Annotated in this window: 9 protein-coding genes and 2 pseudogenes; 1 reads left to right on the top strand and 10 read right to left on the bottom strand. The window is 63.4% G+C overall.

The genetic code is table 11. The annotated features are described in order from the left end of the window. Positions 1 to 199: 199 nt before the first annotated feature. The 4 genes and pseudogenes from NW75_RS18240 to NW75_RS18225 all read right to left on the bottom strand — a co-directional run bounded on the left by NW75_RS18240 (position 200) and on the right by NW75_RS18225 (position 8,040). Positions 200 to 502, bottom strand: coding sequence for a hypothetical protein (locus NW75_RS18240; RefSeq protein ID WP_033966640.1), 303 nt, complete (start codon positions 500 to 502; stop codon positions 200 to 202). Positions 503 to 525: 23 nt separating this feature from the next. Next, positions 526 to 3,338, bottom strand: a pseudogene (locus NW75_RS18235) (M16 family metallopeptidase). A gap of 78 nt (positions 3,339 to 3,416) precedes the next feature. Further along, the gene (locus NW75_RS18230; RefSeq protein ID WP_033966635.1) at positions 3,417 to 5,558 is read right to left on the bottom strand and encodes a penicillin acylase family protein; all 2,142 of its coding nucleotides are present in this window, start codon (positions 5,556 to 5,558) and stop codon (positions 3,417 to 3,419) included. A 166-nt stretch (positions 5,559 to 5,724) separates the two neighbouring features. After that, a complete protein-coding gene (locus NW75_RS18225; RefSeq protein ID WP_052192504.1) occupies positions 5,725 to 8,040 on the bottom strand; it encodes a TonB-dependent receptor in 2,316 nt (771 codons plus the stop codon). Between the two features lie 216 nt (positions 8,041 to 8,256). Between NW75_RS18225 and clpB the strand changes: the two are divergent. After that, positions 8,257 to 10,837 (top strand): annotated as a pseudogene (gene clpB, locus NW75_RS18220) (ATP-dependent chaperone ClpB). Positions 10,838 to 10,897: 60 nt separating this feature from the next. Here clpB and NW75_RS18215 read toward each other — a convergent pair. From NW75_RS18215 to NW75_RS18195, 6 genes are all read right to left on the bottom strand, one after another. Then, complete coding sequence (locus tag NW75_RS18215; RefSeq protein ID WP_033966642.1) at positions 10,898 to 13,927, bottom strand: TonB-dependent receptor plug domain-containing protein; 3,030 nt, start codon at positions 13,925 to 13,927, stop codon at positions 10,898 to 10,900. Between the two features lie 273 nt (positions 13,928 to 14,200). Beyond that, positions 14,201 to 16,639 (bottom strand): TonB-dependent receptor domain-containing protein, encoded by a 2,439-nt coding sequence (locus tag NW75_RS18210; protein ID WP_331386187.1) that lies wholly within the window; start codon positions 16,637 to 16,639, stop codon positions 14,201 to 14,203. Then, the gene (locus NW75_RS27940; protein WP_331386188.1) at positions 16,621 to 17,181 is read right to left on the bottom strand and encodes a TonB-dependent receptor plug domain-containing protein; all 561 of its coding nucleotides are present in this window, start codon (positions 17,179 to 17,181) and stop codon (positions 16,621 to 16,623) included. Before NW75_RS27940 ends, NW75_RS18210 begins: the two co-directional genes overlap by 19 nt. A gap of 192 nt (positions 17,182 to 17,373) precedes the next feature. Next, positions 17,374 to 18,312: a M23 family metallopeptidase gene (locus tag NW75_RS18205; protein WP_081988822.1), complete on the bottom strand. Its 939-nt coding sequence runs from the start codon at positions 18,310 to 18,312 to the stop codon at positions 17,374 to 17,376. Beyond that, a complete protein-coding gene (locus NW75_RS18200; RefSeq protein WP_033966632.1) occupies positions 18,309 to 18,509 on the bottom strand; it encodes a DUF2093 domain-containing protein in 201 nt (66 codons plus the stop codon). Before NW75_RS18200 ends, NW75_RS18205 begins: the two co-directional genes overlap by 4 nt. Before the next feature lie 30 nt (positions 18,510 to 18,539). Next, positions 18,540 to 18,896, bottom strand: a 357-nt coding sequence (locus NW75_RS18195) for an exodeoxyribonuclease VII large subunit (RefSeq protein WP_033966631.1), incomplete at its 5' end; no start/stop codon positions are given.

The following is an 18,896-nucleotide window of genomic DNA, read 5'->3' as shown; positions in this document are numbered from 1 at the left end:
TGACGGGTTTCTCGACTTCGCTCGAAACGAACGGGGAGGGTGGTGGTGCTGAGCGGTTTCTGCGGCAGAGGCTGCGCGCGTGGAGCGCCCCCTCCACCATGCGCTTTGCGCATGGTCCCCCTCCCGGGGCCGGGAAGGATTAAAAAAAGGCCCGCGATCCTGGTGGAGCGCGGGCCTCTTTTCGTCGGGATCGAACGGCTCAGGCCGCGCGCGTGCCCGTCATCGGGAAGCTGCCGAACGCGCCCGCGCCGACCGAACCGGTGAGCGTGTCGCCATCGGCGGTCGCTTCGCAGGTCAGCGTCATCGGCATCGGCACGACGATCGACATCGTCCACTTGATCGTCTCGCCATCGACGATGCCGTCGGTGATTTCGGCGCTGCCCTGCGCGCCGACTTGGCTTCCGGTCCAGCTAGCGCCGTCGGTCTTGACCGTCAGCACGGCCTTCTGGTCGCCCAGCGGCGACTTGACGATGGTATCCCAGGTTCCGTCGATTGCAGCCATTGTCTCTCTCCTGACAAGAATCTTCAACGCGCATCCGCGACGGATGCGGCGGGCACCACCTCAACCGGCAACCCGATGCTGTCAAGCTGGCCACGGACCTTCGCCGCATCGCCGACGACGATCCAGACGGTCTTGGCCGGGTCGATTGCCGTGCGTGCCGCAGCGTCAAGCTCGGCTGCCGTCATCGCGCGATATTTTTTGCGGCAGCGTCGCGTAATAATCGTCGGGTCGACGATACAGGTCGTTTTTGTTGCAGTGCGCCAAGCACGGCACCCGACGTTTCGAAATTGCCCGGCAGCGAGCTGATCGCATCGGTGATGGTGCGGTCGAACTCGTCCTTGGTGATGCCCTTGGTGGTCAGGAACTCGGCAAAATCGGTCCGCAGCGATTTGATCGATTCGCCGGTCTTGTCGGCCTGCACTCCGGTGCCGAGCAGATAGGGTGTGTCATGCTGGGCGCGGCGGAAGGAGCCGTTGACGCCGTACGACCAATGCCGCGCCTCGCGCAGGTCCATGTTGACGCGCGACAGGAAATCGCCGCCGAGCGTGTCGTTGGCGGTGATCACCGGCAGCAGATCGTCAGTGCCGACCAGTCGCGTGGGAATCCCGGCGATGATGAACGACTGCGGCGAATCGGGCCGGTCGATCAGCACTATCTTGGGGGCAGACGGTACGGCCTTGACGGTGAAATCCTTGACGCCGGCCGGGCCGGTCGGCGTCCAGTCGCCGAAGCGCGCATCGAACGCCGCCTTCACCTCAGCCAGCGGACGATCGCTGACGACGAAGATCTTGGCCTTGTCGGGGCGAATCCAGGCTTGCTGGAAGGCAATCAGATCGTCGCGCGTCAGTGCCGCCACCGCCTTGGCATCGCCGCTGCCGAACGACTTGGCATAGGGATAGGCCGCGCCGTAGATCAGCTTGGGATAGACGCGCGTTGCCAGGCCCTGCGGGCTGGTCAGCTCGGCCGAGATGCGCGAAAGCTGCTGGTTCTTGACGCGGGCGACTTCCGCCGGATCGAACTTCGGATGCCGCACGATATCGGCGAGCAATTCGGTCGAAGCGGCAAGGTTGGCGCTTGGCGTGAACAGGCCGACAACGGTGCGATCAGCCCCCGATCCGCTGGTAATGTTCGCGCCCAGCCGCTCTTTCGCTTCGGCAATCGCGATCGAATCGCGCGTGAGCGTGCCCTCGTCGAGCATGTCGAGCGTCAGTGTCTGCGTGCCGAGCTTGCCCGGCACATCGGCGGCGACACCGGCATCAAAGCTGATCGACGCCTGCGTGATCGGCACGGCGTTGCGATAGGCATAGACCAGTTCGATGCCGTTCTTGAGCTTGGCGTGCTCGACCTTGGGGAAGTCGAGGCTCGCCAAGGTCCCGACCGGCGGCAGCGCACCGCGCGTGCCCTTGAATTCAGGCTCGGGTGCCGCCGCGACCTTGGCCGGCGGGGTCGCCTCGACATAGGCATCGCGCGCGCCGGGCACGACGGTCAGCGCATAGACCGGGCGCGTCAGCCATTTCGCGCTGGCCGCTTTGACTTGCGCGGGCGTCTGCGCGGCGAGTTCGGCGAGCTGCTTTTTGTAGAAGCCGGGGTCGTTCTCATACAGCGCGCCTTCGGCAAGCGCGACCGCCTTGCCGCCGAAACCACCGGTCGATTCGAGCCCGGCAATGCGTGCCGCCGCATCGCGCGTCGCAACGCGCTGCACTTCATCTGCAGTCGGGCCGTTGGCGATGACATCGGCGATGATCTCGTCGAGCCGCTTGGCGACGAGCGCGGGGTCGACGCCGGGCCGCACATCGGCGCTGACCACGAACATGCCGACCTGCGCGAAGCTCTCATTGTTCGCCGACACGCGCACCGCGAGCTTTTCCTTGCGCACCAGCGCATTGTCGAGGCGGCTGCTGGCGAGGCCCCCCAGCACTCCGGCGGTCACATCCAGCGAGACCGCTTCGGGGTTGTTGAGGCCCGGCACCGCCCACATGCGATAGATGCGGGTGGTGGCAACACGGTCCTTGATCGTCTCAACCTTGGGCGCGGCCAAAGTCGGCACATCGGCGGCGGGGACGACGCTCTCCGGCCCCTTGGGGATCGCGCCGAAATACTTCTCGACCAGTACCTTCGCCTTGGCGGCGTCGATATCGCCCGACAGCACCAGCACCGCATTGTTGGGGCCGTAATGGCTGCGGAACCAGCTCTTCACATCCTCGACGCTCGCCGAATCGAGATCGGTCATCGATCCGATGGTGGTGTGGCCATAAGGGTGCGTGGTGGGGAACAGTGTCTCGGTCTGCTTGTACTGCACCAGACCAAAGGGCTGATTATCGCCCTGCCGCTTCTCATTCTGCACGACGCCGCGCTGCTCATCGACCACGCCGGGGGTGATCGCCCCGAGCAGATAGCCCATGCGGTCGCTTTCGAGGAACAGCGCGCGATCGAGTGCTGCGACGGGCACCGTCTCGAAATAATTGGTGCGATCGAAATAGGTCGTGCCGTTGAGATCGGTCGCGCCGATCGCCTTGGTATAGGTGAAATAGTCCTTCGGCGCATTCTCGGAGCCGTTGAACATCAGATGCTCGAACAGATGCGCAAAGCCGGTCTTGCCCTTGGGCTCGAACTTCGAACCGACATTGTACCACACGCTGATCGCGACGACCGGGGCCTTGCGATCGGTATTGACGATCACGCGTAAACCGTTGGCGAGGCGGAATTCGCTATAGGGAATATCGACTTGCTTGACCAAGTCCGCGACCGGAACGGGCTTGGGCGCGGTCTGCGCGACGGCGGGCATCGCCAGCGTTGAAAGGGCCACGCCACACAGCGCGAACAGCTTGACGGTCATTGATGGTTCCCCTGGCGATGTCGTTGGTAAACGACTGTACTGATTAGGTATAGCAGTGGCCGGTTTCGTTACAATACGTCACGGCCGATACACACGCTCGACGCTGGTCCGTAAGTCGTCGCGCCAGAACAATACCGGCTTGGTTTTATGCGCGACGAACAGCGGGGCCTGGTCGGCATAATGCGGTGACCGCGGCCGAGTCGTCGCCGCACCATAAGGCTGCACCGATTCCGAGCTGACGCGGCCTGCCTTGTCCCACGTCATGAACATGATGAAGCTGTCGCCATGCTTCACCACCAGCCGCCCGTCATCGGCTTCGTCCCAGGTCGAGGCCGCGCGGAGCACATCGGGGCCACCGTCGAGCGGCAAGTCGACCGCGCCATGCCGCAGGCGCAACACCGTGCCGAGTGGGGGATCGAGCGTGCCGAAATGCCGTTGCAGATACCCCGCCGCCTTGGCCAGCGCATCGCGCGGGTCGAGTTCGGGGCGGCGCGGATAGTGCCATTTCTGCCCCGTGCGCAGCAGGATCGCGGCGAGCGCCTGGCCGCTGTGATGGCCATCGAAATCCCAGTTCCAGCGCTTCAGCAACGCTTGCGCCTGCACCAGTTGCGCGTCGCCGCGCGGGTCGACGCGCGCGATATCGCCGTACCAGCGCGCCGCCCAACTCAGGCGGCTGATGCCCGTGTCATATTTGATGCGCCGCAGATCGTCGGCACTGATCGAGGGATGCGCCCCCATCAGCTCGACCGCGCGCGTACCGCGATTGGTGGTGTCGGTTTCGATGCCGAGCAGTGGCGAATAGTCGCCGGGCTTGAGTTCGGAGCCTGCGCCCGCCGCCTGGAACGGGGTGTTGTTGGCGTTGACGAGGAAGCCCGAGGCCGGGTTCACGTTGCGCGGCACTTGCGCGAACGGCACCGTGCCCAAGGCGAAATCGCGCGAGGTGTCGCCGGGCAGGACATGAAGATAGTCGAACCCCGGCTTCCGGTTGGGGAAGCTCGCATTGTAGAAATAGGCGATGTTGCCCTTGGCGTCGCCGTACAGGAAATTGGTCGCGGGCACGCCCTGGATCGCCAGCGCCTTCTGCCATTCAGCAAAGTCGCGCGCGCGCGTCAGGCGGTAATATTCCTCGATCATGCGGAGCTGGTCGGCCCCGGCATAGCGGATCGCATAGGCCCCACTCTTGTTGACGATCACCGGCCCCTGCACCGCGCGATACGCCATTTTGGGGATCGGCAGCACGAACGGGCCGAAGCGCACCTTCAGCCACACGCGCTGCGCCTGCAACGGCCGCCACGCCCCGTCGAAGCGGTAGTGGGTGCGATCGGCATCCAGCACCAATTTGTAGACATCGGTCAGATCGGGGCGGTTGACGGTGTTGGTCCAGCCGAGATGTTCGTTATGCCCCAGCACCGGGAAGGGCACGCCGGGAAAGGTCGCGCCCGAAAAGTGCCAGCCGGTGCCCGATTGCACGCTCAGTTCATACCAGGCGACCGGGCCGCTCCACGGCTGATGCGAATTGGCGATGACGCGGGTGAAGCCATCGGCCGAACGCTTCGGGCCGACGACAAAGGCGTTCGAGCCGTTGGGCATGGCTTCGCCCCTCGCCGGTAACGCCGCCGGATCGGCGCTGTCGGGCACCGCGCCCGCGCTTTCGCGCGGCAGCGGCGTATCGCCCGACAGCGCCCCGAGCGTCTGGTCGAGCCCGAAGAAGAACGGGGTGCGCAGCACGAAGCCGGTCGCAATGTCCTCGCCATTGGCCGGGAACAGCCGCGCAAGCCGGATTTCGCCCGGATGCCGCCGCGCATATGCGTTGAGCCCGCTGGCATAGGCATCGAGCAAGGCGCGCACGTCGGCCGGCTGCTTCTGATAATCGCGCTCCGCAGTTTCGCGGGCACCGAGCAGACGGAGCGTGTAATCGACCTTGGCCCCGTCCGCGCCTTGGAGCGCGCCGAGGCGTCCCCGCGCCATCGCGACCGCCTCCTGCAGCGTCGCGAAATCATCCTCGGCATGGGCATAAGCCACGCCATAAGCGACATCGGGATCGGTCTTGCCGAAGATATGCGGCACACCGAAACGATCGCGGGCGATGACGCTGTCATAATGGTGGACCCGTGGTGGCGTGACGCGGATCGCGACCAGCGGCTCCCACACGGCGAGCCCGACACCCACCACCAACACCAGCACGCCCAACCCGGCCAGCACCCGCCGCAATCCCCGCATCCACCCTGCCCTCTTATCGTTTGCGGCAAGATGTAGCTGGGCGATCCGGCCGAGACGAGGGGATTGTTTCGCGAGGCTCGTGCCGTTTTCCCGCAAAAGCGCGGATCCAGGGTTACAAGCGAAGCGCCTGCAACCCTGGGCTCCCGCTTGCGCGGGAGAACGCGCGTTAGAACCCCGCCTTGATCGTCACGAAATACTGGGCGGGCGCACCCGCCAGCAGCGTCTGGTTGTCGCCCGAATAGCCGAAGCCGTTCGACCCGATCGTCGAGATATATTTCTTGTCGAACAGATTGGTCGCGTTGCCCTGGATCTCGAACTTGCGATCGGCGATCGTCACCCGTGCGCCGATCGTCGCGTCGACCAGCACGCGTCCGGGCACCGATTGATCGTTGGTGTAGGTGAAATAGCGGCGGCTCATATAATCCGCGCCGATGCGACCGAAGAACATGCCCTTGTCGTAGGTCAATTCGCCCTTGGCGAGATGCTTGGGGGTGTCGACGGTTTGCTTGCCCTTGATGTTCTGCACCAAGCCGCCGACCGTCACGTTGTCGCGATAGGTCGAGTCATTGTAGCTGTACGAGGCGAATACGCCGAAGCCATAGCCAAGCTTGGCCTCCAGCGCGGTTTCGAGGCCATAAGCGCGGACCGAGCCCACATTCGACAGAATCGGCGGGTTGCCGACGATGCCTGCGCCAACCGTCTGGGCGAGCGTGCGGTTCTGGAAATCGACATAATAGCCGGCCAGCAGCGCGTTGATCCCGCGATAATGATAGCGCGCGCCGACTTCATAGGTGTCCGAGGATTCGGGCTTCAGCTTGTTGGTCGTCAGCAGGGCGTTGAACCCGGCTTGCGTGGTAGCGAACGGTCCGCTCGTCGCCGCCGCGACAAATGCGCGGGTCACTTCGGTGAAATCGCCGAACAATTCGACCTGATTGCCCAGCTTGTAGTTGAGCCCGGCGTGCGGCTGGAAGAAATCCTTCACCTGGATGCGGCCCGAGGCGAGCCCGCCCGACACGATCGGCGTGGCCTTGTTGGTGACCGAGAAGCCCTTCCAGCCGAGATCGACCGTCAGATCCCCGAGCGCGATCTTGTCCTGCACATAATATTGCACGGTGTCGGTTTCGTAGGTGTTGTACCACTGGGTCGCGAACGGCAGATATTGGAAGTGCAGCGCATCGCGCGTCGGCGTGGTGCGGCTGTCGAGGCCATAGAAACGCCGTGCCTGGCGGAAGTCGTTCACCTCGTACCAGCCGCCAACGGTGATGTCGTTAAAGGCGAGCTTGGTGCCAAGCGAGCCGAACACGCCCTTGCGGTGAATGTCATATTCGGTGGTGCGCACCGAGATCGGCACGCCCGACGGGGAAGGAACATAAGGCGTGAACCAGATGCCCTGGCCGTGGTTGGAATGGTAATAGCCCTTCAATTCGCCATGCACCGTTGCGCCCTTGGCGGTCTCGATCCCCAGGGACGCGAGATAATCCTGCCGCAGACCGGCGGCGTCGTAATAAACGTCATCGGCATTGGCGTAGGGCGCGGGGGTTACCGTGCCCGCCGCCGGATTGAGCTTGGGTGCGCCGGTATAGCCGCTGTTTGCCCCGGTGTCGGCGATCAGCACCGCCAGCGGGAAATTGTTGGAAATATTGTCGTTGCGCAGCCCGAGGCGCTTGATCATGTCGAGCGACAGATCCTGATAGTCATTTTCCCGGCGATCCGAAAAATCGAAGGTGCCGACCAGCCGCACCGGGCCGACGGGCGCGATGAACTTGGCGTTGACCTGGTTCTGGCGCTGCACGCCATAGCCCTTCCACTTGTCGGTATCGAGAAAGCCGTAAGAGACATAGGCGCTCGGCCCGTTCTCTCCGAGGACACCGGTGTCGAGGCGACCGAAGGCGCGCACGGTATTGGCGCTGCCATAGGTGCCGTTCAGCGTCAGCCCGAAGGTCGGTTTCGGGTCGCTCGAGAAAAACTCGATCGTACCGCCAAGGTTGTTGGTCGCTTGTGTCCCGATCGAACCCGCACCCTGCGACACTTCGGTACGGCCAACGTTTTCGGGCGAGATCGCGCGGCTGATATGCAAGCCGTTGGTGTTGCCATAAGAGCCGTCGCCGAGCGGAATGCCGTCGAGCGTGAAGCCGATCTGGTTCTGGTTGAAGCTGCGGATCGAGACGCGCTCGGACCATTCATACGCGCCAAAGGCGTCGGCCGACTGGAAGTTGACGTTGGGCAGCTTGGCGATGGCTTTGAGCGGGCTGGTGCCGGGAGCCAGGATCGCGAGATCGGCCTGGCTGAGCTGCTGCACTTGCCGCGTCTGGCCCTTGCCGACGATAATGATGTCGCCGCCCGCATCATCCACGGCAGGCGGAGCCTCGGGTGCCGGGGCATCGGGAGCTGGTGCTGGTGCGGCAGGGAGGTCTCGGGCCGAGGCGGCGAGCGGCCACGCCAAGGCAGCACCCGCGAGTAGGCAAAGCGTAAAGCGACGCATGGTCGGTCCCCTGAAAAGAGTCTTTTTTGCAGGGCACTACTCCCCGCGCCCAGTGCCGCGCCTAGCCATGCTGCGTTGCGGAAATACGTAAAATCCGCGTCAAGCGGATGACGTTTTCTGCTGGTACATCGGGCACTTCAGAATCGTGCGCGAGTCACTCTTGTGTTGCAAAAGTGCAACACTACATCGGGACGGAAGAAGGAGGGATACTTCCATATGAATATCGAAAAATTCACCGATCGCGCCAAGGGATTCCTGCAATCGGCGCAAACCGTCGCGATCCGCATGAGCCATCAGCGCATCGCCCCCCGAACATATCCTCAAGGCACTGCTGGAAGATGAGCAGGGCATGGCCTCGGGCCTGATCGCAGCGGCGGGCGGCGACGCCAAACGCGCGGCGACCGAGACCGACCTCGCGTTGTCCAAGATTCCCGCAGTGTCGGGGAGCGGCGCGCAACAGACGCCGGGGCTCGACAATGATGCGGTGCGGGTGCTCGACCAGGCCGAGCAGATCGCGACCAAATCGGGCGACTCCTTTGTCACGGTCGAGCGGCTGCTGGTCGCGCTGGCGCTGTCGCTCAATACGGCAGCAGGCAAGGCGCTCAAGACCGCAGGCGTTACGCCCGAGGCGCTCAACACCGCAATCGATCAGGTTCGCAATGGCCGCGTCGCCGACAGCGCCAGCGCCGAGGACAAGTTCGACGCGCTGAAGAAATTCGCGCGCGACCTGACCCAGGCGGCACGTGACGGCAAGCTCGACCCGGTGATCGGCCGCGACGAGGAAATCCGCCGCACGATCCAGATTCTGGCGCGGCGCACCAAGAACAATCCGGTGCTGATCGGCGAACCGGGCGTCGGCAAGACCGCGATCGCCGAGGGCCTCGCGCTGCGCATCGCCAATGGCGACGTGCCCGATACGCTGAAGGACCGCCGTCTGATGTCGCTCGACATGGGCTCGCTGATCGCGGGTGCGAAATATCGCGGCGAGTTTGAGGAGCGGCTCAAGGGCGTGCTCGACGAAGTGAAGGCCGCCGAGGGCGACATCGTCCTGTTCATCGACGAGATGCACCAGCTGATCGGCGCGGGCAAATCCGAAGGCGCGATAAATGCCGGCAATTTGCTGAAACCGGCGCTCGCGCGTGGCGAGCTGCACTGCGTCGGCGCGACCACGCTCGATGAATATCGCAAATATGTCGAGAAGGACGCAGCCCTCCAGCGCCGTTTCCAGCCGGTGTTCGTCGGCGAGCCGACCGTGCCCGATACGATCTCGATCCTGCGCGGGCTCAAGGAGAAATATGAGCTGCACCACGGCGTGCGCATCACCGATGCGGCGATCGTGGCAGCAGCGACGCTCTCCAACCGCTACATCACCGACCGCTTCCTGCCCGACAAGGCGATCGATCTGATGGACGAGGCCGCCAGCCGCATCCGCATGGAAGTGGAGAGCAAGCCCGAGGAAATCGAAATCCTCGACCGGCGGATCATCCAGTTGAAGATCGAGCGCGAAGCGTTGAAGCGCGAGAGCGACGAAGCGTCGCGCGACCGGCTGGTGAAGCTCGACGCGGAACTCGCCAATCTCGAACAGCAATCCTCCGAGCTGACCACGCGCTGGCAGGGGGAGAAAGACAAGATCTCGGCCGAAGCCAAGCTCAAGGAGCAGATCGACGCAGCGCGCCTCGAACTGGAACAGGCGCAACGGGCCGGCGATCTCGCCAAGGCGGGCGAGCTGTCCTACGGGCGCATCCCCGAACTGCAACGGCAATTGGACGCGGCAGCGGGCGCGACCAAGGGCGCGATGCTGCGCGAGGAAGTGACCAGCGAAGACATTGCCGGGGTCGTCGCACGCTGGACCGGCATCCCGGTCGAGCGGATGCTGGAAGGCGAACGCGACAAATTGCTGCAGATGGAAGCGACGATCGGCAAGCGCGTGATCGGCCAGCAAAATGCGATCCGTGCGGTCTCCACCGCCGTGCGGCGCGCGCGCGCGGGGTTGCAGGACCCCAACCGCCCGCTCGGTTCGTTCCTGTTCCTCGGGCCAACCGGCGTCGGCAAGACCGAGCTGACCAAGGCGCTCGCCGAATTCCTGTTCGATGACCCGACCGCAATGGTGCGGATCGACATGAGCGAGTTCATGGAAAAGCACGCGGTTGCCCGGCTGATCGGTGCGCCTCCGGGCTATGTCGGTTATGAGGAAGGCGGCGTGCTGACCGAGGCAGTGCGGCGGCGGCCCTATCAGGTGGTGTTGTTCGACGAGGTCGAGAAGGCGCATGGCGATGTGTTCAACATCCTGCTGCAAGTGCTCGACGACGGGCGGTTGACCGACGGCCAGGGCCGCACCGTCGACTTCACCAACACGATCATCGTGCTGACCTCCAACCTCGGCAGCCAGATCCTCACGACGCTGGGCGAAGGCGAAGACGTCGCGAGCGTCGAACCGCAAGTGATGGAGATCGTGCGCGGGCATTTCCGGCCCGAATTTCTCAACCGGCTCGACGAGATCGTGCTGTTCCACCGGCTCGGGCAAGCGGAGATGGCACCGATCGTCGACATCCAGGTGCAGCGGATCGCGACGCTGCTGGCCGAGCGCAAGGTCTCGCTGGAGCTGACCGATGCTGCGCGGGCGTGGTTGGGGCGGGTTGGGTACGATCCCGTCTATGGCGCGCGGCCGCTGAAGCGCGCGGTGCAGCGCTATCTGCAAGACCCACTCGCCGACCTGATCCTGCGCGGCAGCGTGAAGGATGGCGCGACGGTGCGGGTCGACGAAGGCGACGGCAGACTGGAGCTGGCCGTCGAGTGATAAAAAAGGGGCGGCTCCTTTGCAGGAACCGCCCCTCCGCGTTGGTGTGATGCGGTTGGCTTACCAGTCGATCTTCGCGCCGAAGCGGACGAAGCGGCCGATGAAGCCCTGGCTTTCCCATGCCACGTTGTAGCCGAAGCCCGTGTCATAGGTCTGGCCCGGGTTGAAGTCGGGCTTCACGTCGAACACGTTGAGGACGTTTGCATAGAAGGTGAAGCGGTTGCCCACCTTGATGCTCGCGCTCATGTCCACATCGATGAAGCGGCGTGCACGGCACTTGAACGGCGAACCATCCGAATAGGTGTAGACCGAAACACCGCCATTGTTGGCGCAATCGCCCGGTACGCCACCATAGTCGACCGAAGCCATGTCATAGCCGCTGGTGTAATATGCCGTCGCGCTCAACGTACCCTTGCCGTTGAAGTCGAGCGTATTCTGCCAGCTGCCGCGCCACTTCGGCGCACCCGAGCACGAGGTGATGTTGCACGGGCTGAGCGATCCGTCGAAGCGCTGAACCGTACCGTTCGGCTGAACCTGCTCGAGATTGATCAGATAGGTCGCATCAACGCGGCTGGTCAGGTTGATGCCGTTGCCCAGCGGGATCCGCGCGGTACCCGACATATCGAGCCCCGACGTGGTTTCCGAAGTCGTGTTGATGAAGCTGTACTGGATGAAGCCCAACTGCGGCAGCGCGTTCGGGAAGTTGGGATCGGCGACGCCCGGCTTTACGGTGATGCCGGGAACATTCACGACGCCGTTATTGGCATAATAGGCCGCAGCCACGCCCGAATAATCCGGTGCCCCGATCAGACCCTTGATCTTGATGTGGTAGTAATCAAGCGTGAAGGTCAAGCGGCGGGTCGGCTCGAAGACGATGCCCCCGGTGATGCTGGTCGACTTCTCGGGCTTCAGATTGGGGTTGCCCGCCGAGGTCAAACCATAGCTGTACGGCAGCGTCGCGTAGGAGTCGCCGCCATGCGCGGCGATGTATGCCGCACCGCCGGCCTGGGTCGGCGAAACCGTCGACGTGATATAACCGGTCGTCGGCTGGCCATAGGCTTCCTGGAAGCTCGGGATGCGGAAGCCGCGCGACCAGGTTCCGCGGATCCGCAGCTGCTCGATTGGCTTGAAGATCGCGGTGACCTTCGGCGAGAAGTTGCTCTGCCCCGACGAATAATCGTCATAACGACCGGCACCGCTCAGCGTCAGCATATTGAACAGTGGCGCATCAATTTGGAAGAAGGCCGACTTCACGTTGCGGCTGCCCGCCGTGCTCACCGAGTTGATGCTGTAATAGCGGTCGGCAGGATTGATCTCATTCGGCGCGTTCGCACTCGGATTGTTGACCGATTCGTAGCGATACGCGCCGCCGACCGCCGCCGTCAGCTCGCCACCGGGCAAGGTAAAGAACGACTTGGAAACCGACGCCTGGACTTGCCACAGCTTCGATGTCGACAGATTGTTGTTGGTCGGCGCGATATAGTCGCGCGTTGCCTGCGTGTTGAGCGACGGATCGACGAAGTTGAACGAGCCGTCGTTGATCACGTTGATCAGGCGCTGCGGATTTAGGTAGTTCTTGTTGGTAACCTTCAGATCGACCTCAGAATAGGTCGCATCGGCATTGTACTTCCAGCCTTCGCCGAACGTGCCCTGGATCCCGCCTGCGAAACGATAGGTTTTCGTGTCGGTTAACGAGATACGCGGCTGATCGTAGCGATAATTGACCCGCGCCTGCTGACCAAGTGCCGCAAACGGATTGTTCGGGTTGAGCGTGCCATTGGCTGCGGTGCACGCCACGGTCGTGCCGCGCGGACAGACGTAAACCGGCAAGAGAACCGGGCTAAGGGTGAACTGCGTCCCGCCCGCTGCGGTCTGGCCGGCGAAGCTCAGCGGCGAAATGCTGCTGTTGGTCTGCGTCTCGTAGAAATTGCCCATCAGATAGGCCTGCGCCTTGCTGCCGACATTGACGGTCAGATGCGCCGTCGCCCCGAAGCGCTGCTCCTCTGGAATTTCCAGCAGATAATCTTTGACGTTATCCTGCGAGCAGACCAGCGAGCCGGTCGGCGTACCTGCCGCTGCCGCTTGCGCTTGCTGCGCCGGGGTCAGGGTGATCGCGGTAAGGTCCCGACAGCCAGCGGCGGGATTGAGCAACTGGAACTGCGAGCCGGCAACCGGGCTGCCGTTCAGATAGGGCCGCGCAACCGGCACGCGCGTCGAGCCAAGGCCGCCGAAGCTGCCATCGCCCTGAATGCCGTTGATCGTCTCGTTGGGCAGACAAGTGCCGCCCGCCTTACAGATCGCGCTGTAATTGTTGGTGTTCCACGGATAACCACGGTCGCGCGCGTAGATCGGGTTGTCGTGCTGGAATTCGGCATTGACGTAGAAGTTGAAGCCCTGCTCGCTGAGCTTGCCATAGCCATAGGTCAGATCGGCGCGCGTTTCGCCGCCGTCCCCGCGCTGCGAGATGCCGGCCGATGCGTTGGCGTGCAGACCGACGATCTCCTTCTTCACGACGACGTTGACGACGCCCGCGACCGCATCCGCACCATAAGTCGCGGAGGCACCGTCCTGCAGGACGTCGACCTTCTCGACGACCGACTGCGGAATGGTGTTGAGATCGACGAAGCTGCGCTGGCCGTCATCGCCGAGCGGGTAAATTGCCGAGCGCAGACCGTCGAACAGGGTCAGCGTGTTACCGGTGGTGAGGCCGCGCAGCGAGACAGCGGTCGCGCCGGTGGCGAAACCGAAGCTGTTCCAGGCACGCGTCATCGTGCCTGCACCGTTGGCGGGAATGGTCTGCAGCGCTTCGGCAATGGTGTTCTGACCGCGATTGGCAAAGTCTTGCGCGGTCAAGGTGTTGATCGGGGCGGCCGTCGCGGCGGCGCTGTTACGGATCAACGAACCCGTGACCACGATGTCCTGGCCCTGGCTGCCCGTGTCGGGCTGCGCCTGCTCGGGCACTGGCGCGGTCGACGGTGCGGCGGGTTGCTGGTCCTGCGCAAATGCTGGCACTGCAGCAAGCAGTAGCGCAGTGGATGCGGCCCCCGTCAGCAGCCGTGCCTTGCGAGCGATGAAGTCTGTTCCGATCACGTCTTTTCCCTTGCTGACCGCACGCATCTACGAAAATTCGCACCGCGGCGTTGTTTGCAAGTCTCGTGACCGAACATGTGCTCGGCCCCCCGAGACATGCGCATGGGATGAAGCGCCCAAGGCACGCTGTAAAGTGAGCCGCGCACGCCCGACTACGCTTTCATTTCACTCTGTTACATAAAAACAACAACTTCGTTACGCGTTTGCAACAGGTTAACGAAAAAGGGCGGCCCCTTCGCAGAGACCGCCCCCTTCCAACAAATACGCCGTACCTTAGAACTTAAAGTGTGCGCCCGCGCGGAACGTGCGACCAACGATGCCGGCCATGTGCCAGGTCGGCAGATAGTTGGCACCCGAATACGACGCTGGAGCAAGCGGTGCCTTCTCGCCGGTGATGTTGCCGACGAACAGGTTGAACGTGAAATTGTCGTTGACCTTGAAGGCCGCACTCACGTCAGCATAGATGAAGCGCTTGATGTAGCAGAACTGATCCGATCCGTTGGCGGCAACGTACAGCGCTGCCGAGCAAGAGTGGCTCGTATCCCCTTCGTCAGCCGCCACTTCCTTGATCCGCGACACGTAATAGGTCGTCGCGGTCAGCGAGAGCGGGCCATATTCAATCGTGTTCTGCCAGTTGCCACGCACGCGCGGCGTACCGGCACCCGACGACAATTCGTAAGGTCCAAGCGTACCGGCATAACGCTGGACGGCAGCGCCGCCGCCGGGATTGAGGTCATACTGGATCAGATAGGTGAGATCGAGGCGGCTGCTGAACTTGACGTCGTTGGTGATCGGCAAGCTCACATTCGCACCGAAGTCGAGGCCCGAGACCGTAACGGCACCAGCGTTGACGTAAGGCACGTTGACGATCAGCACGCGCGGCAGGGCGTTCGGGAACAGCGGATCGGGCGCATCGATGGCCGAAACCGAATAACCCGCCGGCAGTGCCGTGCCTGCAAAATAAGCCGCACGGGCAGCGCCCGCATCGGGTCCGGTTACGATCACGTCGGTCTTCTTGATGTTGTAGTAATCGACGGTGAAGCTGACGTTGCGGACTGGCTCGACCACTACACCTGCGGTGAAGCTACGCGATTTTTCCGGCTTCAGATTGGGGTTGCCGGTCGCGCCCGAACCAAGGCTGTACGGCTGGATATACGGATTGGTGCCGGCATTGCACGACGTCAGCGTACCCGTACCGCCATGTGCGAGGATGAAGCTGCACGGCGGGGTGAAGGTCACGAAACCGGCATAGCTCGAACGCGGATTGTTTTCGGCGAAGGTCGGCGCACGGAACCCGTTCGAATAGGTACCGCGGATTGCGATCTGCTTGATCGGCGTCCACTTGGCACCAACCTTGGGCGAGAAGTGGCTGAATCCTTCCGAATAATGGTCGTAACGTCCCGAACCGTTCACCTCGAGGGTCGGCAGGATCGGCGCGTTGACTTCGAAATAGCCAGCATAGACGTCATGCGTACCAAAGGCTGCCGACGTGTTGGCATATTTGGTGAGACCGACGTCAACGCCATTGTTCTCTTCGGTTTCGTGGCGGAACTGGCCGCCGACCGCAAACTGCAGGTCACCACCCGGAAGCGCGAACAGATCCTTGGCGATCGACCCGTCAAGCGAGATCAGCGAAGTGTGCGAGGGCACCGAGTAGGTCGGCGCGATCAAGTCGCGAACAGCCTGAGAATTGAGCGACGGATTGACGAAGTTGTAGGCACCGGTGTTGACCGCTTTCTTCAGCCCGGCAATGTCGATGACACCATATTCGGTGATCGAGAAATTGTCGCGTGCGCCGACTGCGTCAATTTTCCAATGATAGCCGCCAGCGATGTCGCCGTTAAAGCCGACCGCGCCACGGAACACTTCGTTGTTGCGCACGGTGCCGACGGGAATGTCGCCAAAGGCATAACGGATGCTAGCGGCATTCGCCATCGCGTCCGCTGCGGTTGCCGCGGTATTCGTGGCATAGGGATTGTTCGGGTTGAGGGTACGGTCGGCCGCCGTGATGCAGTTGATGCCAGCCGCGCAGACGAAGTACGGCAGCACGATACCCGGGTTGTTCGACGACAGCGCCGGTGAAGAACCATAAGGCTGGGTCTGCCGGATCGAAGACGGGGCACGATTGATCGTCACCTGGCTATGCGAGTAGCTGCCCGTTGCATATCCTTCGATCGCGTCGCTGACGCGGAAGCTCAAGCGACCCGAGACGTTGTAGCGTTCCTGCGCCGGCTGGATGTCGTTGTAGCGGGTGCCATATTCCTTGCCATAGTCGTGCTTACAGCCCGTGCCGCCAGACGCGCCGGCCACGGTGAAGGTACCGTTCACGCACTGCGCGGTGCCGCCGAGCAGCGTGTAGGTTCCCGATGGCGTGCCGCCGGTGAACGGATCGTTGAGGTTGCTCTGCGATGCGCGGCGCACGACAGCATTGGTCGATGCCGTCGTTAGCGAGCTGTCGGCGGAATTGTTGTCGTTGCCGCCGATCGAACTCAGATCGTTGGTATTATACGGGAAACCGCGCGTAGTCGCGCCAATTGGACGGTCCTTCTGATATTCACCGTTAATGTAAACGTTCCAGCCTTTTTCCTGATAATCACCATAGCCGGCGGTCAGGTTGGCACGGTAACGGGCACCGTCACCCTTTTCGGTCACCCCACCTTCGACGTTGCCGTCGATACCGGTGAAATGCTTCTTCATGATGATGTTGACCACGCCGCCGATCGCGTCGGACCGTAGCTCGACGATGCGCCGTCCTTCAGCACTTCGATCCGCTCGACCGCGCTGAACGGGATCGAGTTGAGATCGACATAGGCGTTGTGGCCGTCATCGTTGAGCGGGAAGTTGGTGCTGCGAAGACCGTCGATCAGCACCAGGGTCGACGAAACGCCGAGACCGCGCAGCGACACAGCAGCACCGCCGGCCGAGAAGCCGTTGGTGAAGCCGGTCGAGATCGACCCCGCGCCATCGGCCGAAATCGAACGGACGGCGTCATTGATGTTGGTGATACCGGCCCGCGCCAGCGTCTCGCTGGTCAGGACGGTGACCGGCGAAGGAGTCTCGGTGTTGGTACGCCGGAAGATCGACCCGGTGACGACGATGTCCTGATTCGCCTCGGCAGTGGCCGGTGCCGGCTCGCTTGCCGGTGCGGGCGCGGTCTGCGCAAATGCCGGGCCGGCCGAAAGCGCGATCAGCAGCGCGACGGGCGCGGCACTTGAACGAAGGCGCGCAAATGCGCGAGCTTGCGTGGTCTGCATCAATGAAAAACCCCCAGATGGTGCGCAATGGCGCAGCGTTGCGTCGGCGATCCCGAACCCCCGGGATCACCGCAATGATGCTAGACTGTAACGATCCCACAGCATTGTAAAGAGGCCGACACGGAACTTTCGCCAAGTGTCGCTGCGGTGCAACACTCTTGCGTCACCCGCTTTACGCCCGCCGCAAACGCCTCACTCGCTGCGCGGCATCGGCCCTGCGACGAGCAGTGGATCGATCTTCGCATCGTGCCATTTCAGGCTCCAGTGCAGATGCGGTCCGGTCGCGCGGCCGGTCATGCCCGAGAGCGCCACTGGCTGCCCGCGGCGAACACGCTCGCCCACGCGCACGTCGATGCGCGACAAATGCAGGAAGGCGGTGTTGAGGCCCATGCCATGATCGATCATCAGCAAATTTCCCTCCAGCGTGAAGGGATGGTCCGCCGCCAGGATTACCACGCCATCGGCGGGAGCAAGGATGACCGAACCTTGCGGCTTGGCGATATCGACACCTGAATGATACGATCCCGCCTCGCCATTCTTGTAGATGCGCTGCGATCCGAACAGCGTGGAGATGCGGCCGGTGGTTGGCCACAGGAAGGTCTGCCGCCACCCTTGCGAGTCCGACGAAACGCGCCGCGCGGCGTTGATCTGCGCCAGTTCGGCCGGGCGCAGCCGATCGAATTCGGGTTGCGGCAACGGAATCTTGGGCAAGGAATTCAGCCGCGAAATGTCCCAGCCACGCGGTGCGATACTGAGGGTATCGCGAACCACGCGCCCGTCATCGAGCGTCGCGACGAGGCTGGCGCTTGGCTTGGCGTCCCGGTCGAAGGCGATCAGGAAACGCCCGTCGGGCGCGACCGGGACGGTTTCGCCGTCGAAGGACAGCAAACTGGTATTGGACGGCGCGATGCCGATCACCAGCCCACCCTGGATCAGGCTGCCCGAATAGCTGAAGCTGGTCCGCTGCGGCTCGCGCTGCGGCTGCGGGGTGGCCCGGCGCGCGACCGGCGGCGCGCTGACCGGCTGAACCGTCGGGCGTTCGGGCGCGGTGGTACAACTGCCCAAGGCAACCAGAGCCACCGACCCGATTGCCCCCCAAACCGTTCGCGCCAGCCCCCCGCGCCGCGTCATTCCGATGCCATCGCCTCGGTCGCGATTTCAGCGCTGGCATAGGCCTCCTGCCGCGCGACGCTCCAATAGCGCAAATCGTCGAGCGCGATCCGCGCCCCCGATACCGCGCACAGGACATGATCGCCGGGGGCGAGCACGCGAAAACCATTGGCCATGAAATGCAGGCGCGCGGGGCGATCGGTATTGGACATCAGCATAAGGCGCGCTTTTCAAACAGCGATGGCGGATCAGAGCAGCGTCGGCTGCTCGGGCTTGGGCGCACCATAGGCTTTGGTGCCCGCGCGCTCAACCTTGGCGTCAACCTGACCGTCCCGAAAATGGAGCGTCACGGTGGCGGCAGCGCGCGCCGCATCGGCCGAGCCGACCACCGCACCCGATGGCCGCGCCGAGACGAAGGCATAACCGCGATCGAGAATGGCGTTGGGGCCGAGCGATTCGACCAGCCGCCACGTCGCCGCCAGCCGATCGCGCGCGCGCTCCAATTGGCGATCGAGCGTCGAAAGACGGAGCGCGCCCGCCGAGCGATCGAGCTGGCCGCGCGCCACCACCACGCGGCGTTCCAGCCCGCGATCGAGCCGCGCGCC

This window comes from Sphingomonas sp. Ant H11, from assembly GCF_000797515.1.
In the GTDB taxonomy this organism is placed as follows: domain Bacteria; phylum Pseudomonadota; class Alphaproteobacteria; order Sphingomonadales; family Sphingomonadaceae; genus Sphingomonas.
The sequence above is the reverse complement of the archived record's forward strand: the minus strand, read 5'-3'. Positions and strand labels throughout refer to the sequence as shown.

Bases quoted from the DNA above. Each gene is read 5' to 3' on its own strand.
- NW75_RS18200 (WP_033966632.1), bottom strand. From the start codon at position 18,509: ATGCTGATGTCCAATACCGATCGCCCCGCGCGCCTGCATTTCATGGCC.
- NW75_RS18230 (WP_033966635.1), bottom strand. From the start codon at position 5,558: ATGCGGGGATTGCGGCGGGTGCTGGCCGGGTTGGGCGTGCTGGTGTTG.
- NW75_RS27940 (WP_331386188.1), bottom strand. From the start codon at position 17,181: ATGCAGACCACGCAAGCTCGCGCATTTGCGCGCCTTCGTTCAAGTGCC.
- NW75_RS18240 (WP_033966640.1), bottom strand. From the start codon at position 502: ATGGCTGCAATCGACGGAACCTGGGATACCATCGTCAAGTCGCCGCTG.
- NW75_RS18205 (WP_081988822.1), bottom strand. From the start codon at position 18,312: ATGACGCGGCGCGGGGGGCTGGCGCGAACGGTTTGGGGGGCAATCGGG.
- NW75_RS18225 (WP_052192504.1), bottom strand. From the start codon at position 8,040: ATGCGTCGCTTTACGCTTTGCCTACTCGCGGGTGCTGCCTTGGCGTGG.